This is a genomic window from Kosakonia sacchari SP1 (assembly GCF_000300455.3).
Lineage (GTDB): Bacteria > Pseudomonadota > Gammaproteobacteria > Enterobacterales > Enterobacteriaceae > Kosakonia > Kosakonia sacchari.
Genome location: NZ_CP007215.2, coordinates 2730114 through 2755506, shown reverse-complemented (window position 1 = coordinate 2755506; position 25393 = coordinate 2730114). Strand labels below are relative to the sequence as shown.

Annotated in this window: 21 protein-coding genes and 1 other RNA gene; 14 read left to right on the top strand and 8 right to left on the bottom strand. The window is 52.0% G+C overall.

All coding sequences use genetic code 11. The features are described 5' to 3' along the window. Window positions 1-197 precede the first annotated feature (197 nt). Both C813_RS35935 and C813_RS35930 read left to right on the top strand, forming a co-directional pair. Complete coding sequence (locus tag C813_RS35935; RefSeq protein ID WP_017456565.1) at window positions 198-1607, top strand: MFS transporter; 1410 nt, start codon at window positions 198-200, stop codon at window positions 1605-1607. Continuing rightward, window positions 1604-3979, top strand: coding sequence for a glycoside hydrolase family 3 N-terminal domain-containing protein (locus tag C813_RS35930; protein ID WP_017456566.1), 2376 nt, complete (start codon window positions 1604-1606; stop codon window positions 3977-3979). The genes C813_RS35935 and C813_RS35930 overlap by 4 nt, the downstream gene beginning before the upstream one ends. Before the next feature lie 817 nt (window positions 3980-4796). Here C813_RS35930 and rprA read toward each other — a convergent pair. Further along, window positions 4797-4904, bottom strand: an RNA gene (rprA, locus tag C813_RS35925) — antisense sRNA RprA. A gap of 189 nt (window positions 4905-5093) precedes the next feature. Continuing rightward, window positions 5094-6200, bottom strand: coding sequence for an AI-2E family transporter YdiK (ydiK, locus tag C813_RS35920; protein ID WP_017456568.1), 1107 nt, complete (start codon window positions 6198-6200; stop codon window positions 5094-5096). A 208-nt stretch (window positions 6201-6408) separates the two neighbouring features. Between ydiK and ydiJ the strand changes: the two genes are divergently transcribed. From ydiJ to C813_RS35900, 4 genes are all read left to right on the top strand, one after another. Then, complete coding sequence (gene ydiJ, locus C813_RS35915) at window positions 6409-9465, top strand: D-2-hydroxyglutarate dehydrogenase YdiJ (RefSeq protein WP_017456569.1); 3057 nt, start codon at window positions 6409-6411, stop codon at window positions 9463-9465. Beyond that, window positions 9462-9872, top strand: coding sequence for a 1,4-dihydroxy-2-naphthoyl-CoA hydrolase (menI, locus tag C813_RS35910; RefSeq protein WP_017456570.1), 411 nt, complete (start codon window positions 9462-9464; stop codon window positions 9870-9872). Before ydiJ ends, menI begins: the two co-directional genes overlap by 4 nt. A 208-nt stretch (window positions 9873-10080) precedes the next feature. Next, entirely contained in the window at window positions 10081-10998 is a 918-nt protein-coding gene (gene lpxP / locus C813_RS35905; RefSeq protein ID WP_017456571.1) for a kdo(2)-lipid IV(A) palmitoleoyltransferase, read from the top strand. Window positions 10999-11069: 71 nt separating this feature from the next. Further along, entirely contained in the window at window positions 11070-11420 is a 351-nt protein-coding gene (locus C813_RS35900; RefSeq protein ID WP_238593029.1) for a hypothetical protein, read from the top strand. 59 nt (window positions 11421-11479) lie between these two features. Here C813_RS35900 and C813_RS35895 read toward each other — a convergent pair whose 3' ends face one another. The 3 genes from C813_RS35895 to C813_RS35885 form a co-directional block, all read right to left on the bottom strand. Beyond that, the gene (locus C813_RS35895; protein ID WP_017456573.1) at window positions 11480-12220 is read right to left on the bottom strand and encodes an EAL domain-containing protein; all 741 of its coding nucleotides are present in this window, start codon (window positions 12218-12220) and stop codon (window positions 11480-11482) included. A gap of 649 nt (window positions 12221-12869) precedes the next feature. Then, the gene (locus C813_RS35890) at window positions 12870-13661 is read right to left on the bottom strand and encodes an alpha/beta fold hydrolase (protein ID WP_017456574.1); all 792 of its coding nucleotides are present in this window, start codon (window positions 13659-13661) and stop codon (window positions 12870-12872) included. 159 nt (window positions 13662-13820) lie between these two features. Then, window positions 13821-14009 carry an Ecr family regulatory small membrane protein gene (locus C813_RS35885; protein WP_017456575.1) on the bottom strand — a complete coding sequence of 63 codons (189 nt, stop codon included), beginning with the start codon at window positions 14007-14009 and terminating at the stop codon, window positions 13821-13823. A 446-nt stretch (window positions 14010-14455) separates the two neighbouring features. On the opposite strand from C813_RS35885, the gene sufA reads away from it, so the two are divergent. The 7 genes from sufA (at window position 14456) to ldtE (ending at window position 21085) form a co-directional block, all read left to right on the top strand. Then, the gene (gene sufA / locus C813_RS35880; RefSeq protein WP_017456576.1) at window positions 14456-14812 is read left to right on the top strand and encodes a Fe-S cluster assembly scaffold SufA; all 357 of its coding nucleotides are present in this window, start codon (window positions 14456-14458) and stop codon (window positions 14810-14812) included. A gap of 8 nt (window positions 14813-14820) precedes the next feature. Beyond that, a complete protein-coding gene (gene sufB, locus C813_RS35875) occupies window positions 14821-16308 on the top strand; it encodes a Fe-S cluster assembly protein SufB (protein ID WP_017456577.1) in 1488 nt (495 codons plus the stop codon). Between the two features lie 17 nt (window positions 16309-16325). Then, window positions 16326-17072: a Fe-S cluster assembly ATPase SufC gene (sufC, locus tag C813_RS35870; protein WP_017456578.1), complete on the top strand. Its 747-nt coding sequence runs from the start codon at window positions 16326-16328 to the stop codon at window positions 17070-17072. Beyond that, window positions 17047-18318: a Fe-S cluster assembly protein SufD gene (gene sufD, locus C813_RS35865; RefSeq protein ID WP_017456579.1), complete on the top strand. Its 1272-nt coding sequence runs from the start codon at window positions 17047-17049 to the stop codon at window positions 18316-18318. Before sufC ends, sufD begins: the two co-directional genes overlap by 26 nt. After that, window positions 18315-19535, top strand: a complete 1221-nt coding sequence (gene sufS, locus C813_RS35860; protein WP_017456580.1) for a cysteine desulfurase SufS — start codon at window positions 18315-18317, stop codon at window positions 19533-19535. Before sufD ends, sufS begins: the two co-directional genes overlap by 4 nt. Window positions 19536-19549: 14 nt before the next feature. Next, complete coding sequence (sufE, locus tag C813_RS35855) at window positions 19550-19966, top strand: cysteine desulfuration protein SufE (protein WP_017456581.1); 417 nt, start codon at window positions 19550-19552, stop codon at window positions 19964-19966. 102 nt (window positions 19967-20068) lie between these two features. After that, on the top strand, window positions 20069-21085 hold the full coding sequence (gene ldtE, locus C813_RS35850; RefSeq protein WP_017456582.1) for a L,D-transpeptidase LdtE: 1017 nt from the start codon (window positions 20069-20071) through the stop codon (window positions 21083-21085). 77 nt (window positions 21086-21162) lie between these two features. Here ldtE and C813_RS35845 read toward each other — a convergent pair whose 3' ends face one another. The 3 genes from C813_RS35845 to ynhH all read right to left on the bottom strand — a co-directional run bounded on the left by C813_RS35845 (window position 21163) and on the right by ynhH (window position 23330). After that, entirely contained in the window at window positions 21163-21399 is a 237-nt protein-coding gene (locus tag C813_RS35845) for a major outer membrane lipoprotein (protein ID WP_007374746.1), read from the bottom strand. A gap of 309 nt (window positions 21400-21708) precedes the next feature. Beyond that, on the bottom strand, window positions 21709-23121 hold the full coding sequence (gene pykF, locus C813_RS35840) for a pyruvate kinase PykF (protein ID WP_017456583.1): 1413 nt from the start codon (window positions 23119-23121) through the stop codon (window positions 21709-21711). Window positions 23122-23135: 14 nt separating this feature from the next. Beyond that, window positions 23136-23330 carry a protein YnhH gene (gene ynhH / locus C813_RS47745; protein WP_425284203.1) on the bottom strand — a complete coding sequence of 65 codons (195 nt, stop codon included), beginning with the start codon at window positions 23328-23330 and terminating at the stop codon, window positions 23136-23138. Between the two features lie 787 nt (window positions 23331-24117). Here ynhH and C813_RS35835 point away from each other — a divergent pair. Then, a complete protein-coding gene (locus tag C813_RS35835) occupies window positions 24118-25374 on the top strand; it encodes an autotransporter strand-loop-strand O-heptosyltransferase (protein WP_025263639.1) in 1257 nt (418 codons plus the stop codon). The last annotated feature ends 19 nt before the right edge of the window (window positions 25375-25393 follow it).

Genomic DNA, 25393 nt, shown 5'->3' with positions numbered 1-25393 from the left:
GCATAATGTCGGGGATTTTTTTATTTCAGCCGCGAACTCGGCGGCGATCACAATTACTAAAAAACGTAAAAAGCCTGGCAATTATTGCAATTGTCCCCTCGTAGCCTTCTTCCAATACTTGAGCCTGTAGTGAGCAGCGTGACGTTAATCTGTCGCGCCATGTTGAAATATTTTTTGACCTCACAAGGCTAATAAAAATGACAATCTCCTCTGTCCTGAGTACAAAAGACAAAATAGGTTACGGTCTGGGTGATATGGCAAGCGCCCTGGTCTGGCAAACCGCAACGCTGTTTCTCGCTTATTTCTATACGGATGTGTTTGGGTTGCCTGCCGCAATAATGGGAACCATGTTTTTGGTCGTGCGCGCGGTGGATGCTTTTGTCGATCCTTGCATCGGTGCACTGGTGGATCGCACGCAAACGCGACACGGGCGCTTTCGCCCCTGGCTGCTGTGGTTTGCAATACCGTTCGGTGTGAGCTGCATTATTACCTTTTATGTCCCGGACGCCGGGGCAACGGCAAAAATCCTCTATGCCTGCATCACTTATGCCATCCTTAGCTTTATCTACTCTGCGATTAACGTACCTTACTGCGCAATGCCCGGCGCGCTGACGATGGACCCGCACGAGCGCCATTCGCTGCAGTCCTGGCGTTTTGGTTTATCGTTTATCGGCGGCCTGATCGTGACCGTTATTGCTCTGCCGCTGGTGGCGCATCTGGGGGCCGGTAACGATCAAAAAGGGTATTTCTATGCCATGAGCATGATGGGCATATTGGGTATTTTTCTGTTCTTTGGCTGCTTCTTTATGACGCGCGAACGTTTTACGCCGCGCAATGACAGCTCCGGTTCGCTGTTAAGCGATCTCAAACTGCTGGCGGGAAATACGCAATGGCGCATTGTCTTTGTGTTTAATATTTTGCTGTTAACCGCGGTTGTAACGCGTGGTTCCGCCACGATGTATTACGTCAAATACGTATTACAGCGCCCGGATATGGTGTTTACCTTTATTGTTTCCGGCATGATCGCCGCCCTAAGCGGAGCGCTATTATCGGCACGTTTGTTAGGGAAATTTGACCGGGTGCGCGCCTACCAGTGGACAATTATTACGTTCGTCGTTTTCGCTGCGCTGATCTTTATTATCCCACCGACGCAAGTGTGGCTTATTTTTGGCCTCAATATCGTTTTCAGCTTTATTCAGAACCTGACCACGCCACTGCAATGGACCATGTTCTCTGACGTGGTGGATTACGAAGAGCACCGCAGCGGGCGTCGCCTCGACGGACTGGTGTTCTCTACCGCGTTATTCGCCATTAAATTTGGCCTGGCGCTTGGCGGCGCTGTCGTGGGGTGGGTGCTTGGCGCAGTGGACTATGCGCCGAACCAGGCAGCCCAGAGTGCGACGGTGCTGACGACCATTAACGCGCTGTTTACGCTGATCCCCTGCCTGCTGTTTATCTGCATGGTGCTGCTGCTGACCCGCTACAAACTGAATAGCCAGGTTGCCGACAGTATCGCGCAAGATCTGATACGTAAACGCGGTGACAGTGAAAGCGACACGGCAGTGCAAACCGCCCCGGATTTCAACAACACAGGAGTGACCCGATGACTGCTATCTACAAGGACGCACACCGCCCCGTGGCCGAACGCGTTGCGGATTTACTGGCACGGATGACGCCGGAAGAGAAATTCGCGCAAATGCATGCTTTATGGCTGGTGCTTTCAGAAGAGGGTGAGCACCGCGAGCGCACCGATCTCAGCGATGAGTTTGCCGGTGTCAGCGCGCAGGCGGCGCTGGCGCAGCGGCTTAAGCTGGGCGTCGGGCAAATAACCCGTCCGCTGGGCACGCATATTGTGGAGGCAAAAAGCGGCGTGCGCGCGGCGAATCGGCTGCAAAAAACGTTAGTGGAAGAGACGCGGTTAGGCATTCCGGCGCTGTTCCATGAAGAGTGCCTGGTTGGTTTATTGTGCAAAGACGCAACGTTATTTCCCTCCTCGCTGAACTACGGTTCAACCTGGGATCCGCAACTCGTGCAACGTGCCGCCCATCATATTGGGCTGGAAGCGCGATCAACCGGCTGCAAGCAGGGGCTGGCTCCTGTGCTGGATGTCTCGCGCGATGTGCGCTGGGGGCGCACAGAAGAGACATTTGGCGAAGATCCGTGGCTGGTGGGGGTGATGGCGTGCGCCTACGTGAACGGTTTGCAGGGTGAAAAGAGCGACATGCTGGCGACGCTCAAACACTATGTTGGCCACTCGTTTAGTGAAGGCGCACGTAACCATGCTCCGGTACATCTGGGTTTTTGCGAACTGAACGACACCTTTTTGCTACCGTTCGAGATGGCGGTGAAGCTGGCGAAAGCAGGATCGGTGATGCCGGCCTATCACGACATTGATAATCAGCCAGGCCACAGTGATCATTTCTTGCTCACCACCTTGCTGCGTGAACAGTGGGGCTTCGAGGGCATTATTGTGGCCGATTACGGCGGCGTCAGCCTGTTGCATCAGCATCACGGCGTGACTCACGATGCCGCAGAATCCGCTGCGCTCTCGTTTAATGCCGGGCTGGATGTTGAGTTGCCAAAAGATGACTGTGCACGACATCTGGCTGAAGCCGTTGAGCGCGGCCTTATTTCCATGGCAAAAGTGGATGAAATTGTCGCCCGCGTGCTGACAGTGAAGTTTCGTCTCGGTTTGTTCGAACAACCCTATACCGATGAACAGGGTATCGACCTGCAGTCTGCTGAGACGCGGCAGGTAGCGCGCGAGGTCGCCACGCGCTCAATGACACTGCTGGAAAATAACGGCATTCTGCCATTGAGCGGCTCGCCGAAGGTGGCGGTAATTGGCCCGACCGCTGACGATCCGCTGGCTTTGCTCAGCGGCTACAGTTTCCCTGTGCATTTGATTATTAGCGATATGCTGGAGGAGACCACGCAGGTCACCACGCCGCTTGCGGCACTGCGCCAGACGCTGGGCGAGGGGAACGTCCGCTATGCCAAAGGCTGCAATATTATTGAAAAACGTATGGCTGGTGCCCCCGTTTTCCCCGGGGATGCATCGGGTAAACCGATGCAGCAGTCACCGGTTTGCATGGATGTGAGCCTGATCCCGCACGCGGTGAGCGTGGCGCAAGAAAGCGAGGTGATCATTGCTTGTGTGGGCGATCTTGCCGGGCTGTTCCAGAGCGGGACGGTGGGGGAAGGTTCTGACACGGACAGCCTGACGCTGCCGGGTGTGCAACAACAGTTGCTGGAAGCGTTAGTGGCAACCGGGAAACCGGTCGTGGTGGTCATGACCGGCGGACGTCCGTATAACCTGCAAGGGCTGGAGTCGCGCGTTGCCGCATGGTTGATGGCGTGGGCGCCGGGGCAGGAAGGGGGCCGGGCGATTGCTGATGTGTTGACCGGGCGAGCAGAGCCGCAGGGGCGTCTGGTGGTCAGCGTGCCGAAAAGCGCGGGTGCGATGCCCTATTATTACAACCACAAGCTGAAAAGCGGTGGTACACCGTTTGCCTTCCATTTTGGCGCACTTTACCCCTTTGGCTACGGCAAGAGCTGGACGCAGTTCGAGTATATCAACCCGGTGCTGCTCACGCCTGAGGTGGCGATCGATGGCGATATTCGCGTACAGGTGCAGGTGAAAAATACCGGAGAGCGCAGCGGCAGTGAGGTGGTGCAACTGTATGTCCGGGATAAGGTAGCATCGATGGTACGCCCGATACAGGAGCTAAAAGCGTTCCAGCGCGTGACATTGTCGCCGGGTGAAACGGCGACGCTGACGTTCACCGTACCGGTGGATATGCTCAACTTTACGCGCCGTGACGGGCAGCGCATTGTTGAACCAGGTGAGTTTGAGCTGCAAATCGGTGCCTCATCGGCAGATATTCGCGCAGTGCTCACGGTGAACGTTTACGGCGAGACTCGCGTGCTTCCCACCGCCTGGAAAATGATGAGTTGGTGCGACGTCAGCCAGGGATAAAATTGTAGCCCATCGAATGGTGGGCTATTTTTTGTCTACAGAAAGCCCCCAGCCAGGCTGGGGGTTCCGGAAAGCTTTCAGCCCGTTATTTGAACAAACAGACAACAAACATCTGCTGAAATAACAACCACGCTGTATGCCCTACAATTACGTAAGGTATTTGTATGATCGTAAGCTATTCGTGCCTGACCCTGGTATATGTTTATTGTATTGATAATAAGCTTCTGCTGCGATTTATCTCTCAGTGGTTTTCTATTTTTTCCGTGTTTTAAGTGATAATTTTATTGAGGTTTTACCTGATGGGAGAAACAGCTGATTGCCATGATGTGCATTTTATTTGTCATGACGTGACGGGGTTTATCGACGTTGAACCCAGCGAGTGAACTACGCGTGGTTCACGCAGGATTGATAGGGCGCTACAGGGTCGGTTACGTAACGTCGTTGATCATGTGCTATCTCAGCATAATCTTATTCGCAGCGGGTGCAGGTAAATACATAAGCTGATTTTTCTTGAGCGCGTTGTCGTGGTTTCAATTTATTCAATATTACCGTTTTTATTTCGCAGATGTGGAAGGTAAATAGCTATTGCCAGTAATAGTGCTGAGGTTATTTAAATGAAACGTTGTCTAATAATGTTTCTCATGCTGGCGTGTGCGACAGCTTAATGGCTGTGCGCCTTATAACGGTCATATTCGTGCTTGTGACGGGCACGATGCATTATCTACCGATTGGTGGGCTATTGATAATGGTGCCTGCGCAGTGAGCGGCAAAGGTAGCGTGTCTGCATCCGGTAAATAAGTGTTTGCGCGCAAAGCGGCGAAAAAAAAGCCCATCGTGGGAGATGGGCAAAGACTACACACAGCAATTCGTTGTTTCACTCAGGGGATTTCCATGCTTATAAATCAAGGTGTTGATTTATAACCGTGAGCTAATAGTAGGCATGTCGATTTTTTGCGTCGATCAGATTCGTCTCATTAGTTAAACGGAGGTGAAGAATATATGGGTTAAACCGCGCATTATTTCGCTTTCAGAAGGGTCTGGATGGAGTTTTGCGTTTGAAATGATAAGTAGTGCTTAATAATAATTAAGGCGGGCTACCCCGCCTTAATTATTTTCAGGAGGGGGTATCTAAATCGTCGGCTTCGCTTAGCGCATTATCTGCCGTCGCCGGTTCAGGCGCTTCATTCACCCACGCGGAGAATAGCCGCCAGGAGACTGCCAGTAATACCGGGCCAATAAACAGACCAATCATGCCGAAAGCGACCAGGCCGCCAATGACTCCCGAAAGAATAAGGATCAACGGTAAATCAGCGCCCATGCGGATCAGTACCGGGCGGATAAAGTTATCCAGCGTGGCGACAACGCAGCTCCAGACCAGCAGCACGGTGCCCCAGGTGGAATCTCCACTCCAGTAAAGCCAGATAATGGCCGGAACCAGCACCAGTAACGGCCCGAGCTGCACCAGACAGGTCATCAGCATGACCACGGTAAACAGCGTGGCGTAGGGCACGCCGGAAATGGCCAGGCCAACGCCGCCAAGCACGGCCTGTACCAGCGCGGTGACCACCACGCCCAGCGCTACGGCACGGATAGCCTGGCCTGCCAGCAGCACGGCGGCATCGCCACGTTTTCCGGCAAGACGAATGGCGAAATGGCGGATCCCTCTGGCAACTTGCTCACCGCGCCAGTAGAGCAGGGCGCTGAACAGCAACATCAGGGCGCAGTGCAGCATAAAGCGCCCGATATGCGCGGCCTGGCCGACAAACCAGGTGGTTGTCGCGCCTACATACGGGCGCAGCTTGGCCATAATGGCGCTGCCGCCCATATCCAGCAGGCTGTGCCAGCCCGCGTAGAGCTTCTCACCGACGAAAGGAACGCTGTTAAGCCAGGCTAAATCCGGCGGTGACATGGCACCGGTGCTGATAGCGTGGATCACCGGGCCGCTGGAGTCCACCAGGCTATTAACCAGTAGTGCGACCGGAATAATAAACAGCAGGATTAACAGCAGCATCATCACTAACACCGCCAGCGAGCGGCGGCCAAACAGTATACGTTGCAGGCGCACCAGCAGTGGCCAGGTGGCGATCACCACCGTTCCTGCCCAGGCAAAACCGAGGATGAAGGGCTGGACGACCCACAGGCAGGCGATAATCATGATTGCTAAAAACAGTACCGACAGCATGATTTGCGGTACATCCCTGGACTGACGTAGATCAACCATACGATTTACTCACCTTATTGAGTGGCTGAAAATTCGGTGTTTCTGGAAATCACCAGTGATAATGATTAATGATTTCAGCGGTTTTGGACAGTCTGATTCTGCCTGTAATTCTCATGGGCGCATAAGAAAAAAATGTGATACAACGATGAATGCTTAAAGCAAACGATTAACTATTCACAACACTAACAGTCAGGCAGGGTCAAGCATAATGATCCCACAGATTTCTCAGGCGCCGGGTGTCGTTCAACTGGTGCTGAATTTTTTGCAGGCTTTGGAGCAACAAGGTTTTACCGGTGATACCGCCACCAGCTACGCCGACAGGCTAACGATGGCGACAGACAACAGTATTTACCAGCTATTACCCGATGCCGTCGTTTTCCCTCGTTCAACGTCCGACGTTGCCTTGATCACACGCCTCGCTGCCGAGCCGCGTTTTCGCTCGCTGGTCTTTACCCCGCGCGGCGGCGGTACCGGCACCAATGGTCAGGCGCTGAACCAGGGCATCATCGTTGATATGTCCCGCTATATGAACCGCATTATGGAAATTAACCCCGAAGAGGGGTGGGTGCGCGTTGAGGCGGGCGTTATTAAAGATCAGCTCAACCAGTATTTGAAACCTTATGGCTTCTTCTTCGCGCCAGAGCTGTCGACCAGCAACCGTGCGACCCTGGGGGGAATGATCAACACCGACGCCTCCGGGCAGGGTTCCCTGGTGTACGGGAAAACCTCCGACCATGTGCTGGGTGTTCGCGCTGTGTTGCTGGGCGGCGATATCCTCGATACGCAAGCGATGCCGGTGGCGCTTGCAGAAACGCTGGGTAACGCCAGTACCGCTATCGGGCGAATTTATAAAACCGTGCTGGAGCGCTGTCGTGATAATCGCCAGTTGATTCTGGATAACTTTCCCAAACTGAACCGTTTTCTCACCGGTTACGATTTGCGTCATGTGTTCAATGACGAGATGACCGAATTTGATTTAACCCGCATTCTGACCGGCTCAGAAGGGACGCTGGCGTTTATTACCGAAGCGCGCCTTGATATCACACCGCTGCCAAAAGTTCGCCGTCTGGTGAATGTTAAATATGATTCTTTTGATTCTGCGCTGCGCAATGCGCCGTTTATGGTGGAAGCGCGGGCGCTCTCCGTCGAAACCGTGGATTCGAAAGTGCTTAACCTGGCGCGGGAAGATATTGTCTGGCATTCGGTGAAAGAGCTGATTACCGATGTGCCGGACAAAAACCTGCTTGGCCTGAATATTGTTGAGTTTGCCGGTGACGATCAGCCGCTGATTGATGCGCAAGTGCAGTCGCTGTGCCAGCGCCTCGATACGTTAATGGCCAATGGTGAAGGTGGCGTGATTGGCTGGCAATTGTGCGAGGATCTGACAGGCATTGAGCGCATTTATGCCATGCGTAAAAAAGCCGTGGGGTTATTAGGGAACGCGAAAGGCGCGGCCAAGCCGATTCCCTTCGCGGAAGATACCTGCGTGCCGCCGGAACATCTGGCGGACTACATCGTTGAATTCCGAGCGCTACTTGATGGACACGGCCTGAGCTACGGCATGTTTGGTCACGTTGACGCAGGGGTACTGCACGTGCGGCCTGCGCTGGATATGTGCGACCCGCAGCAAGAAGTGCTGATGAAATCCATTTCCGATGATGTGGTGGCGTTGACGGCGAAATATGGCGGTTTGCTATGGGGCGAGCACGGGAAAGGTTTCCGCGCCGAATATAGCCCGGCCTTTTTTGGCGAACAGCTATATGGTGAGTTACGCAAAATCAAAGCGGCTTTTGATCCGGAAAACCGTCTGAACCCCGGTAAAATCTGCCCGCCTGAAGGCCTTGATGCGCCGATGAAGAAGGTGGATGACGTTAAACGCGGTACGCTTGACCGGCAAATTCCTATCGCCGTGCGTTCATCATGGCGCGGCGCGATGGAGTGTAACGGTAATGGCTTGTGCTTTAACTTCGATGTGAAAAGCCCGATGTGCCCGTCGATGAAAATCTCGGCGAACCGTATTCATTCGCCAAAAGGACGGGCAACGCTGGTGCGTGAATGGCTACGATTGCTGGCAGATCGTGGCATCGATCCGGTGAAGCTGGAAAAAGAGTTGCCGGAAAAGCGTGCCAGTTTACGCACATTAATCGAGCGTACGCGCAATAGCTGGCATGCACGTCGCGGGGAGTATGATTTCTCGCATGAAGTCAAAGAGGCGATGTCCGGCTGCCTGGCCTGTAAAGCGTGCTCAACGCAGTGCCCGATCAAGATTGATGTGCCGGAGTTCCGGTCACGCTTTCTGCAGCTCTATCACAGCCGTTATCTGCGTCCGGTGCGCGACCATCTGGTCGCCACGGTTGAGAGCTATGCGCCATTAATGGCGCGCGCGCCGAAAACATTTAACTTTTTTATGAGCCAGCCGTGGGTGCGTTCCCTTTCCGCGAAGCATATCGGCATGGTGGATTTACCGTTGTTGTCTGTGCCGTCATTGCAGCGTCAGATGGTCGGGCATCGCACGGCGAACATGACGCTTGAGCACCTTGAACAACTCAATGCCGTGCAGAAAGCGAAAACTGTGCTGGTGGTGCAGGATCCGTTCACCAGCTATTACGATGCGCAAGTGGTGGCCGATTTTGTTCGCCTGGTCGAACGGCTTGGCTTCGAGCCGGTAGTGTTACCTTTCTCGCCAAACGGTAAGGCTCAACACATTAAAGGTTTCCTGAATCGCTTTGCCAAAACGGCGCAGAAAACCGCAGATTTCCTTAATCGTGTGGCACAATTGGGCATGCCGATGGTCGGTGTCGACCCGGCTTTGGTGCTCTGCTACCGCGACGAGTACAAGCTGGCGTTAGGCGATAAGCGTGGCGACTTTCATGTGCAACTGGTGCATGAATGGCTACCAGCGGCGCTGGATAATATCGGGGAACGAGCGCCCAGCGGCGAGCCATGGTATCTGTTTGGTCACTGTACAGAAGTGACTGCGTTGCCGGGTGCTACGGGGCAATGGACGTCGATTTTTGCGCGTTTCGGTGCGGTACTGGAAAATGTCAGCGTTGGTTGTTGCGGTATGGCCGGAACCTATGGTCATGAAGTGAAGAACCATGCCAGTTCGCTGGGGATTTATGAGCTTTCCTGGCATCAGGCGATGCAGCGTTTGCCGCGTAATCGCTGTCTGGCGACCGGCTACTCTTGTCGCAGCCAGGTGAAACGAATCGAAGGGAATGGCGTGCGCCATCCACTTCAGGCATTACTGGAGATTTTGGGATGATCTGGAAACGTGCGGTTACGCTGGAAGCCCTTAATGCAATGGGTGATGGCAATATGGTGGGGCTGCTGGATATTCGTTTTGAGTGCATCAGTGACGATGCGCTGGAGGCGAGCATGCCGGTAGACCAACGAACCCATCAGCCATTTGGCCTTCTACACGGTGGCGCGTCGGTGGTGCTGGCGGAAACGCTCGGTTCTGTTGCCGGCTATTTGTGTACGGAAGGGGAGCAGAAAGTGGTGGGGCTGGAGGTGAACGCCAACCATTTGCGCTCGGTGCGCAGCGGGCGTGTGCGCGGTGTTTGCCGGGCGCTGCATACAGGCGGGCGCCATCAGGTCTGGCAAATCGATATTTATGACGAACAATCCCGCCTGTGCTGTTCATCACGGCTGACCACGGCAGTGGTTTAATCATTTTCGGCGGTATAACCGCCGAAAAATCTTCATTTTTTATTCATTATTCTGAGCATTAGATTTTAGCTCTTCGTGCTATATTGTCCGGCACTGGATGTACCGCCCGGTTATCTGCAACCGGCGCGAGTGGCTGTAACGCGTAATGACCTGATGAAGTGATTCATTGTCTCTTTAAGCGCTACTGAATAGAGGCTTTTAGGTAACAATGATGACATCGTTCAAGCTTGCATTTTTACACCCACGCCATTGGGTGACATGGGCCGGATTAGGTTTGCTCTGGCTGCTCGTTCAACTTCCTTATCCTGTTCTTGCCCGCCTTGGTGCGGGGCTGGGTCGGCAATCGCGTCGTTTCCTGCAACGTCGCGAGCGTATCGCTCGCCGTAATCTCGAATTATGTTTCCCCCATATGAGTGATGAGCTGCGCGAGCGGCTGATTGCGAAAAACTTTATGTCGTTGGGCATGGGGTTGATTGAAACCGGCATGGCGTGGTTTTGGTCGGATAAGCGTGTACGCCGCTGGTTTGATGTCGAAGGCTATCAGCACTTGCAGGCCGCCCAGGCCAGCCAGCGTGGCGTGATGGTGGTCGGCGTGCATTTTATGTCGCTGGAGCTGGGGGGGCGTGTAATGGGACTTTGCCAGCCAATGATGGCCACCTATCGTCCGCACAATAATGTGTTGATGGAATGGGTGCAGACGCGCGGGCGTATGCGTTCCAATAAATCGATGATTGATCGCCGTAACCTGAAAGGTCTGGTCAATGCGCTGAAACAAGGTGAAGCCGTTTGGTTCGCGCCGGATCAGGATTACGGGCGCAAAGGCAGTATTTTCGCCCCGTTCTTCAGTGTTCAAAACGCGGCAACGACCAACGGAACATACGTTTTATCGCGCCTTTCAGGGGCAAAAATGTTGACGGTAACGATGGTGCGTAAAGAGGATTTCTCCGGTTATTCGCTGCATATCGGCCAGGCGCTGAATGACTATCCGGTTGAGGATGAGTTTGCCGCCGCTAGCTATATGAACAAAGTGATCGAGCACGAAATTCTGCGCGCACCGGAGCAGTATCTCTGGATCCACCGGCGTTTTAAAACCCGCCCGGTCGGCGAACCTTCGCTTTATAACTAACCTTTGTTAACGCGCCCCTTCTCAGGGGCGTTGTATTATTCTGTTGCCAACAAAATGTATACGGGATGGTTATGGTCAAGTTTATTGCGGGCGGCTGTTTAGCCTTATTATCGGCGTATTCGTCTGCTGCGGGTATCACGTTGCAGTGTGATGAATACCGCGCCAGCGTCGAACCGGATGGGCTCACTATCAATGGCCGACATTACACGAATCCGCAGGAGAAACCGTATGAGATCTCCGATCAATATTCCGGGCGCTCGCTGATTTATACCGACAGCCAGGATCAAAACAAGGATACCAACTGGGCGGCGATCCATATCATCACGCAGATCGAAACGGGCAAAAAAGCCTTTTTCTACGCGGACAGCAAGCACACTGAAGATAAAGCGATCATCTGCACCCGCGAAAACGCAGAGGAATAGTGCACGCACTGTGAGCTTGACGTTCACCCAATCACCCCGCCAGCGGCTTGTGGGCGAGTTTAAAACCCTTCCAGTAGCTGGAGTTGCTTAAAACTCAGCGGGCGGGAAAAGGTGTACCCCTGAATACCGCCAGAGTGATACCTGTTAAGCAGAGCGAGGTCGGCGGAGCTATCCACGCCTTCGCAAATCACGTTCGTACCGGCAGGTATCACGCTGCCAATGAAACGGTGCAGTGTTGATAGTTTTGCCGGGTAACGGGCAATGCCATCAACAAGGGAACGGTCGATTTTAATGGTATTGAATGCAAACAATTGCAGGCGTTCTGCATGCTCATTCCCATGACTAAACTTACCGAGTGAAACCATAAAGCCGTACTCTTTGGCTTTCTTTAACGCTGGTAACCTACTGATAAATTGTGGATAAGTGATTTTATCGTTAACTTCAATTTCGATACGTTGCGGGGCAATATTATGGTGCTGGCAGCGTTCAATGAGCTGGGTAAGATAATCCATATCATTAACCAACTGCGGCGATAAAATGAAGGAAAGCGTCATGGTTTCCTTCATTTTTAGTACATGACAAATAACCTCAAAAATAAAATCGGTGACTTTTCTGCTAACCGCCGTTTCTTCGAGCAACGTTGCTATTTGCTCTGCAGGAATAAGAAAATCCTCAGCGTTATAAAATTGCGCCACCGCTTGATAGCGGAGAATCTTTTTTCCTGAGAGCGTAATAATGGGGTGAAACTCTGCCGTCATCAGGAATTTTCTGCCTTTTATTTCCAGTGTGTTAATTTTCATTTTCCTGATTTAGCCCCTACTCAAAAGAACAGGACATTCTTAATGAACAATTTTCAATTCTACACAGGCCTGGATAACGATTGAAAATTGTTTTGAATGATCGATTATCTTATTTTGATAGTCTGCATCTATTACTATCATGAAAATGATCGCTTAAATCTATAAATTACCAAAGAAGATTATTCTTAATATTTATATTTTGTCGGTTTTGTTATTATTTTTTTTGCGTTTAGTTTGCGTTAGGTTGTTGTTTAGTAGTGGGAAAGTTGATTGACCGCGAATGTGCTCAACCAACTTCTGCATGAAGTTTGGCTTACGGCAATAAAGCACGAATTAATTAACAATATTAACATAAGTAAGATGTTTGCTGGTAATGTGCGCGTGTTTATAAGCCAGAACCTTTATTACTTTCTTTGGCATCATCGATGTGTAACAGACGTATAGAAGGTGTATTTAGGATGCGTTTAAAAATAAACTGCCGAACATAAAAATATAATGACAGTTTTATTACAGCTATAACCAGATCGGGAATAAAAGAACGAACGGGAAACGTATCATCTCATCCGGTTTCCCGTCGGATTAATTAAAGGGTTAGCAACAGGCTATCGCCAGGGTGCTAATTTCCTGGCTTTTGCAGTGTGATGAGGGATCAACAATGTTGCTTCAGAAAGCCGACAATCAATTGTGAAACACATTCAGGGTTCTCCCGGTTACTGATATGCGCCGCATTAGGAATCAACGTGAATTCACAACCTAATGCTTCTGCCATCTGTCGCCCTTCCACTGGCGGGCGCGGCAGATCCAGTTCGCCAGTTGCCACATGCGCCGGACAAGCCACAGCATCCAGAATGCTCATACGATCTGGTCGGCCGAAAATCAATTTACCGAGCGGCACAATACTGCTGCGAAGCTGCTCTGTAGAGAGCGAGGAAAGATAAGCGATGAGCTGCTGAACATCTTCAGGCGCGGCAAACTGCGAATAAAATTGACTGACAATATAATCGAGTAATGCCGGGGGAATAGTGCCGGTCGCCTCGATGGCGTTGAGCATTGCGAAGTAACGCTCACGCGCCAGATCCGTTTCATCGCCAATAAAGGTATCAAATAACATCACAGCCTTAACCCGCGACGGTGCGGCGGCCGCGAGTTCTGCTCCCCACATTCCACCGACCGACAAGCCGACCACGGCAAACTGATCGATATTGAGCGAATCCATTAAAGCCAGATGGTCGGCGGCAATATCGGCCAGAGAGGTGGGTGAGCCAGGCAATGCCGGGGATTCACCATGCCCCCACAAATCCGGTACGATCACACGAAAGTGCCGGCTAAGCGTTTCAATTTGTGGCGACCACATCGCTTTATCAAACAAATAGCTATGGCCTAACAGCACGGGAAAACCCGTTCCGCTATCTAAAAAAGACATCATTGGTTTTGCATTCATCAATACTCTCCTTGTTTGATGGCTCAGCGATGTGAGCACATTTTAAAAAAGCCGAATATAACTGACTTCATTTCAGAAATGAGGGGGTAATTTCTTCTTTTTCGAATGTTTTTTCTTATCCCATGCTATTTATGTAATAGCGACCAGAACACCATAACGTCACTCCGGTGTGGAGATAGTGGGGTAAAGCAACGTTTCCAGGAAGCTGGCTACTATCCACAGCGTTTCGCTGAAAATTGACCATAAACCCACCACCAGAACCACCACCGCGAGCAGCAGCAAAATCAACGCCGTTTTATCCATAACTTGCTCAAATGTGGTAAAAAATTCTTGTTTTCGGACACTCATTCCAGCATCCGGTTCAACTTTTTACTATGACTATTTTGCCGCTGGCGGGCGGACTGTTGATATCACTGGAGATTAATTTTAAAAACGTAAAGCGCTGAAGTTGGGGCTACGCGTTAAGACAGCGTTTTGCGAAAACATAATGTTTTGATAAGCGGGTCACTTTTAACATTGAAAAATTTCAAAATCCTATCTCAGTAATAGGTATTGGCTATGCATCTTTTCTTTTTCACCGTCTGGTCGCCGCTACACCCTCTAAACTCATTATTTATCAATTTATTAAACAAATTTTCACTTACCTGTAAAGCCTTTGCGCAGAGTCTATGCTTATAACATGTGCCGAAAAAAGGGGCTTGTGGCTAATAACCCTTCGGAAAAGAGGTTGAAGTGATAATCATTATCACTAACATAGCATTATGAGCCTTTGATCTGCTGATGTGAGGTAAACGATGGAATCATTTAATCCGCAAGATTTTACGTGGCGGGGGTTAACCATGACACCCGCTGCCGCAGAACATATTCGTGCGCTGGCCAGTAAGCAGGCCGGTGTGCTCGGTGTACGGCTTGGTATCAAGCAGACGGGTTGCGCAGGTTTTGGCTATGTACTCAATACCGTGACGGAGCCGAGCGAAGACGATTTGCTTTATGAATCTGACGGCGCGCGCCTTTACGTACCGCTGCAAGCGATGCCATTTATTGACGGCACCGAAGTGGATTACGTGCGTGAAGGTTTAAATCAGATCTTCAAATTTCATAACCCGAAAGCCCAGCACGAATGCGGCTGTGGCGAAAGTTTCGGGGTATAGGCGGTACTATGTCTCGTAATACTGAAGCAACTGACGATGTCAAAATCTGGACCGGCGGCAACCTCAATTATAAAGAGGGCTTTTTTACCCGGCTGAGCACCGACGAGCTGGCAAAAGGCATCAATGAAGAGGTCGTGCGGGCCATTTCAGCGAAACGCAACGAACCAGAATGGATGCTTGAGTTTCGCCTGAACGCTTTCCGGGCGTGGCTGGAGATGGAAGAGCCGCACTGGCTGAAAGCCCATTACGAAAAACTGGATTACCAGGATTACAGTTACTACTCCGCACCTTCCTGTGGCAACTGCGATGACACGTGCGCCTCGCAGCCCGGAGCGGTGCAACAGACCGGCGCAAATGCCTGGCTGACGGAAGAAGTTGAAGAGGCCTTTAACCAGCTAGGCGTCCCGGTGCGTGAAGGTAAAGAAGTGGCGGTTGACGCGATTTTTGACTCCGTCTCGGTGGCAACGACGTACCGGGAAAAATTGTCGGAGCAAGGGATCATCTTCTGCTCGTTCGGCGAGGCGATCCATGACCACCCGGAACTGGTTAAAAAATACCTCGGAACGGTGGTTCCTTCCAATGACAACTTTTTTGCCGCGCTTAACGCTGCCGTTGCCTCAGATGGCACTTTTATCTACATCCCGAAAGGCGTGCGTTGCCCAATGGAACTGTCGACCTATTTCCGCATTAATGCGGAAAAAACCGGCCAGTTTGAGCGCACTATTTTGGTGGCGGATGAAGGGAGTTACGTCAGCTATATCGAAGGGTGTTCCGCACCGGTGCGCGACAGCTATCAACTGCACGCAGCAGTAGTGGAAGTGATCATTCACAAAGACGCGGAAGTGAAATACTCCACGGTGCAAAACTGGTTCCCGGGGGATAACAACACCGGTGGGATCCTCAACTTCGTGACCAAGCGCGCGCTGTGCGAAGGCGAAAACAGCAAGATGTCGTGGACGCAATCTGAGACGGGCTCCGCCATCACCTGGAAATACCCCAGCTGTATTCTGCGCGGCGATAACTCCATCGGTGAATTCTTCTCTGTTGCGCTGACCAGCGGGCATCAGCAGGCGGATACCGGCACCAAGATGATCCATATCGGTAAGAACACTAAATCGACGATTATTTCGAAAGGGATCTCCGCCGGGCATAGCCAGAACAGCTATCGCGGGCTGGTGAAAATCATGCCGACGGCGACCAATGCCCGTAATTTCACCCAGTGCGACTCGATGCTGATTGGCCCGGATTGCGGGGCGCATACTTTCCCGTATGTCGAGTGCCGTAATAACAGCGCTCAGCTTGAACATGAAGCCACGACGTCACGTATCGGTGAAGATCAGCTCTTCTATTGCCTGCAACGCGGGATCAGTGAAGACGATGCCATTTCCATGATCGTCAACGGCTTCTGTAAAGACGTCTTTTCTGAACTGCCGCTGGAGTTTGCCGTTGAAGCGCAAAAACTGCTGGCCATCAGCCTTGAACACAGTGTCGGTTAAGGATTAAAGGATAAGAAATGTTAAGTATTAAAGACTTGCAGGTAAGCGTTGAAGATAAAGAGATCCTGCGAGGCCTGAGCCTGGAGGTGCGCCCCGGTGAAGTCCACGCGATTATGGGGCCGAACGGCTCCGGGAAAAGTACGCTTTCTGCGACACTGGCTGGCCGTGAAGATTATGAAGTAGTGGGTGGCAGCGTCGAGTTTAAAGGCAAAGATTTGCTGGAGCTGTCGCCGGAAGACCGTGCTGGTGAAGGCGTGTTTATGGCGTTCCAGTATCCGGTGGAGATCCCCGGCGTCAGTAATCAGTTTTTCCTGCAAACGGCGCTTAATGCGGTGCGTGAATATCGCGGCGAAGAGGCGCTGGATCGGTTTGACTTCCAGGATCTGATGGAAGACAAAATCAAGCTGCTGAAAATGCCCGAAGATCTGCTTACCCGTTCGGTCAATGTCGGTTTCTCTGGCGGCGAGAAAAAACGTAACGACATTCTACAAATGGCGGTGCTGGAACCTGAACTGTGCATCCTGGATGAAACGGACTCCGGTCTTGATATTGATGCGCTAAAAATTGTTGCTGAAGGGGTGAATGCGCTGCGTGATGAAAAACGCGCATTTATCATTGTCACGCACTATCAGCGGATCCTGGATTACATCAAGCCGGATTTCGTTCATGTGTTGTATCAGGGGCGCATCGTGAAATCCGGTGATTTCACGCTGGTTAAGCAACTGGAGGAGCAGGGCTATGGCTGGCTTACCGAACAGCAGTAACGCGCTGCAACAGTGGCATCATCTGTTTGAAACCCAGGGTGGGACGCGTTCTGAATCGGCGCAGCAGCATCTGCAGCAAATGCTGCGTTTAGGGTTGCCGACACGCAAACATGAAAACTGGAAATACACGCCGCTGGAAGGCTTACTGAACAGCCAGTTTGTTAGCACCTCCGGCACGATCGGTGCCGAGCAACGCGACGCGCTGGCATTGCCAGTGGATGCCGTGCGGCTGGTGTTTGTCGATGGTCAGTTTAACACGGCGCTGAGCGACGACACGGCGGGTTCCGGTTTTGATATCAGTTTTGCTGATGTGCGAGAGGCGCTGCCTGCGCCGGTGCAGCCGGAAGTATTCCTGCATCTGACCGAAAGCCTGGCGCAGAGCGTGACCAGGATTCAGGTGGCGCGTAATCAGCGGCCAGCTAAGCCATTGCTGCTTATGCATATTACTCAGGGGGTGGCGGGCGACGAGATGAATACCGCCCATTATCGCCACCATCTTGAACTGGCGCAGGGCGCGGAAGCAACAGTGTACGAACACTATGTCAGCCTGAACGACGCGCGCCACTTTACGGGGTCACGCCTGACGATGAATGTGGCGGCGAATGCGCATCTGCACCACGTCAAACTGGCGTTTGAAAACCCGCAAAGCTACCACTTTGCGCATAATGACATCTTGCTGGCGGCAGATGCGGCGGCAGATAGCCATAGTTTTCTGCTCGGCGGCACGGTGTTGCGCCATAACACCAGCACGCAACTTAATGGTGAAAACACGCAGTTGCGCATCAACAGCCTGGCGATGCCGGTGAAATCGGAAGTGTGCGACACCCGCACCTGGCTTGAGCATAATCAGGGCTACTGTAACAGCCGCCAGTTGCATAAAACCATCGTTAGCGATAAAGGCCGCGCGGTGTTTAATGGCCTGATCAAAGTTGCGCAACATGCCATCAAAACCGACGGGCAGATGACCAACAATAATCTGTTGCTCGGGCGTCTGGCGGAGGTGGATACCAAGCCGCAACTGGAAATTTATGCCGATGATGTGAAATGCAGCCACGGCGCGACGGTTGGCCGCATTGATGATGAACAGATGTTTTATTTGCGCTCGCGTGGGATCAATCAACAGGCGGCGCAACAGATGATAATCCATGCCTTCGCAGCTGAACTGACGGAAGCCATTAGCGACGAGGCATTGAAACGACAGGTTCTGGCGCGTATCAGCCAGCGCCTTGCAGGGGGCAGAGTATGAGTTTTCCCGTGAACGCCGTTCGCGCCGATTTTCCGGTGCTGCAGCGTGAAGTGAACGGACTACCGTTGGCCTATCTCGACAGCGCGGCCAGTGCGCAAAAGCCGAACCAGGTGATTGATGCCGAAGCTGAATTTTTCCGCCACGGGTACGCGGCGGTTCACCGCGGTATTCATACGCTGAGCGCGGAAGCCACCCAGCGGATGGAAAATGTGCGAGTGCAGGCGGCGGCGTTTCTTAACGCACGTTTGCCGGAAGAGCTGGTGTTTGTGCGCGGCACAACTGAGGGAATTAACCTGGTGGCGAACAGCTGGGGTAACAGCCAGGTGCGCGCGGGCGACAACATTATCATTAGCGCGATGGAACACCACGCCAATATCGTACCGTGGCAGATGCTGTGCGAGCGCGTGGGGGCTGAGTTGCGCGTGATCCCGCTTAATCAGGATGGCACGCTGCAGCTGGACGTGTTGCCGACGCTACTGGATGAACGCTCGCGGCTGCTGGCGATCACGCAGGTATCGAATGTGCTGGGCACCGAAAACCCGGTGGCGGAAATCATTGCGCTGGCGCATCAGCATGGCGCGAAAGTGTTGGTGGACGGCGCGCAGGCGGTAATGCACCATCCGGTGGATGTGCAGGCGCTGGACTGCGATTTCTATGTTTTCTCCGGTCATAAACTGTATGGGCCTACCGGCATCGGCGTGCTATATGCCAAAGAGGACATTTTGCAGGATATGCCACCGTGGGAAGGGGGCGGCTCGATGATCGCCACCGTGAGCCTGACTGAAGGCACAACCTATGCGAAAGCGCCGTGGCGTTTTGAAGCCGGTACGCCGAACACAGGCGGCATTATCGGACTTGGTGCGGCAATTGAGTATGTCCGCAAGTTGGGGCTGGACGCGATTGGTGAATACGAGCAGACGCTGATGCATTACGCACTTAACGCGCTGGCGGACGTGCCGGATCTGACGCTTTATGGCCCGGCGCAGCGCAAAGGTGTCATCGCGTTTAATCTCGGGAAACATCACGCCTATGATGTCGGCAGTTTCCTTGACAATTACGGCGTTGCGGTGCGCACCGGACACCATTGCGCGATGCCGCTGATGGCATTTTACAATGTGCCCGCCATGTGTCGCGCGTCATTGGTTATGTACAATACGGAAGAAGAGGTGGATCGTCTGGTGGCAGGCCTGAAACGCATTCATCAGTTGCTGGGATAATTTGAGAGGCAAAAATGGCCGCATTACCCGATAAAGAGAAACTGCTGCGCAATTTTAGCCGCTGTGCCAACTGGGAAGAGAAGTACCTCTATATTATTGAGCTGGGGCAGCGTCTACCGGAATTAAGTGCCGAAGCGCACAATCCTGAGAACATTATTCAGGGCTGTCAGAGCCAGGTCTGGATTGTCATGCATCGCAATGAAGCGGGCGTGATGGAACTGGCTGGCGACAGCGATGCCGCGATTGTCAAAGGGCTTATTGCCATCGTTTTTGTGCTTTACCAGCAGATGACCGCGCAAGATATTGTGGCGTTTGACGTGCGCCCGTGGTTTGAAAAGATGTCCCTCACGCAACATTTGACGCCTTCTCGCTCGCAGGGGCTTGAGGCAATGATTCGCGCGATTCGCAACAAAGCCGCCAACATTAGCTAAACTTAAAAGACCATATTTCATCCTGTTACGACGCGAGGCGTTAAGCGCCTCGCTGGATCTTCAGCTTTCTGACACCTTGTCAGTGGATACAGGAACTCCCGTATGAAACGCGCGTCTTTGCTCTCCTTATATCTTTTTAGCGCCTTAAGCTCACTCCAGGTGGCTCGTGCGGCAGAATATCCCCTGCCTGCCGACGGTAGCCGTGTTATTGGGCAAAACCAGACTTACACCGTGCAGGCGGGGGATAAAAACCTGCAGGCCATCGCCCGCCATTTCGACACAGCAGCAATGTTGATCCTTGAAGCCAATAACACGATTGCACCCGTGCCGAGGCCGGGAACGATCGTCACCATCCCTTCACAAATGATTTTGCCCGATACACCGCGCGAAGGGATCGTGGTTAATCTGGCTGAGCTGCGCCTGTATTATTTCCCGCCGGGAAAAAACAGTGTGCAGGTTTACCCGATTGGTATTGGGCAACAGGGGCTGGAAACGCCGGTTTCGGTGACTCGGGTCAGCCAGAAGATCCCGAACCCAACCTGGACACCGACAGCGGGCATTCGCGCGCGTTCACTAGCAAACGGCATTGAATTGCCGCCGGTGATACCCGCAGGGCCAAATAATCCGCTGGGGCGCTTTGCGCTGCGTCTGGGGATTGGCAATGGTGAATATCTTATTCACGGAACAAATGCACAGGACAGCGTTGGGTTGCGGGTTAGTTCAGGCTGTATTCGCATGAATGCACCGGATATCCAGGCACTGTTTGCTCAGGTTGCGGCTGGTACGCGCGTGACGATTATCAACGAACCGGTGAAATACGCCGTAGAGCCTGACGGGCGGCATTTTATTGAAGTACATCGTCCGTTAGCACAAAAGGTTGAAGAAAACACGCAGACGGTGCCGATTAATTTCTCTCCCGCGCTGGAGGCTGTTATTCACCATGCTGGCGGTGATAGTGGCATGATCACGCAAGCGTTGAATCGGCGGGCAGGTTACCCGATAGCGATTCCGGTTAAGACAGCGGCGGCAGCGTCGCCGGAAAGCGTGTTGTCCGTACAGAACAGCGCGGAAGAAACGACGGTGGATGCAGAAGCCCAACAGAAGGCGGTAACGCAGTAGACGAAAAGGAAGGGCAAATTACAGGTTACAGGCAAAAAAAATGGCGCACTGAGTGCGCCATTTCATTACAGGAACTCTTACTTACGGTAAGAGTGAGCCTGGTTGTCCAGACGCTGGTTAGCGCGAGCTGCGTCATCTTTAGCAGCCTGAACGTCGGAACGGATTGCGTTCACGTCGTTGCTCAACTGGTCAACTTTAGCGTTCAGAGTCTGAACGTCAGAAGACAGCTGATCGATTTTAGCATTGCTGGAGCAACCAGCCAGCAGAGTAGAACCCAGGATTACCGCGCCCAGTACCAGTTTAGTACGATTCATTATTAATACCCTCTAGATTGAGTTAATCTCCATGTAGCGTTACAAGTATTACACAAAGTTTTTTAGGTTGAGAATATTTTTTTGATGGGAATCCACTTAAATTTGATCGTTCGCTCAAAGAAGCACCGACTTTCAATAAAAGGTTAAAAAACGCGTGTTAAAACAGCGAGCTTCCATCGGATTCATCTTAGATAATGGCCAGTTTAAATAGTGAAATCCGATTGGATTTTTTATTTTAAATGGAGGCGGGAATATAAAAAAAGCGCCGCAAGGGCGCTTTTTTAATCAGTCCGAATTGTCCGGTTATTATTACAGGACGTGGACAGAAGCCGTGTTTGTCGTGCCGCTCGGAACCAGTGCACCGGAAACCATAACAACTACGTCACCTTTGCTTGCCAGGCCGCTGTCCAGCGCCACTTCTTTACCCAGACGGTAGAAATCATCTGTAGAAGAGATCTCTTTCACCAGCTGCGGGATAACGCCTTTGCTCAGCACCAACTGACGCGCGGTCACTTCGTTGGTGGTCAGCGCCAGAATAGTGGCATCCGGGAAGTATTTACGCACAGCGCGAGCAGATTTGCCGCCCTGAGTCGCAACAACAATCAGCGGAGCTTCCAGTTTTTCAGCAGTTTCAACAGCGCCACGGCAAACCGCTTCAGTGATGCGCAGTTTACGGCTGTCGTTGTTGAAATCCAGACGGCTGGTCATCACGCGATCGGTACGCTCGCAAATGGTGGCCATAATGGTCACCGCTTCCAGCGGGTATTTCCCTTTAGCGGATTCGCCAGACAGCATCACTGCGTCGGTGCCGTCGAGGATGGCGTTCGCCACGTCGCCAGCTTCGGCGCGGGTCGGACGCGGGTTTTTAATCATAGAATCGAGCATCTGGGTCGCAGTGATAACGACTTTGCGCGCGCGGATACATTTTTCAATCATCATCTTCTGCGCGAAGATCACTTCTTCAACCGGGATTTCAACGCCCAGGTCGCCACGCGCAACCATGATGCCGTCGGAGGCTTCGAGGATTTCGTCGAAGTTGTTCAGGCCTTCCTGGTTTTCAATTTTGGAGATGATCTGAATGTTCTCGCCGCCGTGCGCTTTCAGGTGCTCACGAATTTCAACCACGTCAGAACGTTTACGGATGAAGGAGGCTGCAACAAAGTCGACGCCTTGTTCGCAACCGAAAATCAGGTCTTGCTTATCTTTTTCAGCCAGCGCCGGCAGAGCGATGGAAACGCCAGGCAGGTTTACGCCTTTGTTTTCACCGAGGTCGCCGTTGTTCAGCACTTTACAGATAACTTTATTACCAACGATTTCGATCACTTCCATACCGATCAGACCATCGTCTACCAGTACGGTGTTACCAACGCTCAGATCGTTGGTGAAACCTTCGTACGTCACGGCAACAGTATCCGCGTTGCCGACAACAGATTTGTCTGTGGTGAAGGTGAATGTCTGACCTGCTTTCAGGGAGACGTCGTTGCCACCTTCCAGTTTGATGGTGCGGATTTCCGGACCTTTGGTGTCCAGCAGAATTGCCGCTTTTTTACCGGTTTTGCTCATCACGTTGCGCAGGTTTTTGATGCGCTGGCCGTGCTCAGCATAGTCACCGTGAGAGAAGTTTAAACGCATGACGTTCATGCCAGCGTCCAGCATTTTCGCCAGCATCTCTTCGGATTCGGTTTTCGGACCGATGGTGCAAACAATTTTGGTCTTTTTCATGACAGTTCTGGTCTTTAAGTTTGAGTTGAGAAGGATTGGGAATTTACGCTCCGGTTAGCGCACGGCTCCGGAGTCAAACCTGTGTTGCGAAAAGAGCGATGCCACAGTCTAAGGATAGGTGACATCAAAAAAGCGTGCAGAAGAATGTGTGCCTGAGATTCAGCCAGATCGGGGAAAAGTTGATGTGAGTAATTTGTTTTACAGTTCAATCAGCTGAATCCATTCAAATTAGGATGGCGGCATTATAGCGTCGACATCGACAGAAAGGAATTAAAAACGCTGTTTCAGAATACGAATTTATCGTCATTATCGATTTGTTGTGTAACCGTTATCACAAAATTGCGCAACCGTTGCGTAGCCGAGGCTGTCTGTGGCCTGGTCATGAAGTCGGCATCAGTATTACCCACCCGGTGACACCGTTATTTCGTTGCTACCGCTACGCTTATTCCCTCACTTACTTCTTGAATCGAGATAATAAACAATAAGATTGTTCTGTTTATTTTTCGCATAAAGGCTTGCGGATGTGAATTAAATAAAAACTGTGCGCCACTTTGTTTTTTAAATAACTGGCGAGGCGGCGTTTTTTACTTCTTTCTCTCATCTCCGTGAGGCGGATATATCATCAAGACACTCCTTTAAAAGCTGAAATATATTTTATATTTCTGAATTAACATCACGTTTTTGCATAAAATTTGTTTTAAGGATAATCTTAAATTGCTTGCTTTGGTTGCTCGTTAACTCTTTGTTTTTAATGGGGCGTAAAAATAAAACGCGAAAGTGGGTAAAAACTAAATAATTGATATTTATGGATCTTAACCTTTAGAAAGAATTTGCAATAAAACGCCTTGTTACTACTCTTAATCGACTCTTAATGAGACCCGTAAAATTTATAAAAAATTTCGTTCCGGATTATTACCTCCGGAGGTCGGCTGGTGCCTGATTATTATTTACTGCCAGCCCATATTTAATGCGTTTACTCATGATGAAGGTTGGGTGATGACAACTTCCACTGTTGTTGGGCAGGGCTATGCTTTTATTCCGCCACCAGAAATTCCTACCCAGCAGGGACCGATGGGTATCTTGTATGATTTTAATGACGGTGCCCGGTTATTGCTGCCGGCCGGTAACTGGCGGGTAGAAATAAGCGATGATGAAACGGGAAATATTCTGTTTGCCGACGATGTCGCGCAGGGCTGGGTGATCAGCACAAAAAAATATTATGTGCCGTTTCGTCTGCGGGTCTGGGACGACGCGCAGTCGGAGCCGGTGCTGGACCATATTCTGAATATGCGCGGCAAAACGGTACTGGTTTCATTTCCCGGCGGTACGCTGGGCGACCTCATTGGCTGGGTACCTTACGCCGAACGCTTTCGGCAGACGTACCAGTGCAACGTCTATTGCACCATGGCTCAGCCGATCGTCGAACTCTTCAAGCCTGTCTATCCGCAGCTTAATTGCGCTACCCCCGAGGAGTGGCAAACCGGACCGGGCGTGAGCGAGCCGCCCTACGCCAGCTGGCGCGTCGGGTTGTTTTTTCACGGCGACCTCGACAAGCAACCCTTTGATTTTCGCGCCGTGGGTCTGCACCGCACCGCCGGACATATTCTTGGCGTCGATCCCACGGAAATCGTTCCGGATCTGCGCCAGCGCAGCGCGCGTCGTATCGCTGAACCCTACGTCTGCATCGCAACTCAGTCCACCAGCCAGGCCAAGTTCTGGAACAACGGCAATGGCTGGCATGAAGTTATCGACTATCTGAAAGAGCAGGGCTATCGCGTGCTGTGTATCGACAAAGAGCGCGTGGTGGGCCGCGGGTACATCTGGAACAAAATCCCCCACGGCGCGGAAGATTTCACCGGCAACCTGCCCCTCGCTGAACGTGTGGCGCTGCTGGAGCATGCCGAATTTTTTATCGGCCTCGGCAGCGGTCTCTCCTGGCTTGCCTGGGGCTGCTGTATTCCGGTGGTGCTGATCAGTGGATTCAGCCTGCCGAACAGCGAATTTCATACCCCCTGGCGCGTCATCAACACCCATGTCTGCAACGGCTGTTGGGATGACGTGCGGTTCAATTTTGATCATCAGGACTATTTCTGGTGTCCGCGCCACAAAGGCACGGACCGGCAGTACGAATGCACACGTTTTATCACTGGCAAGCAGGTCATCGGTCATCTTCGTCGGCTGATTGCCCTGCGAAGCAATCCCTTTGGCATCAAAACAACAGCATTGGCAGACCCCGATCAACACGCCGCCTGACGGATGAGAGACGGGTTTC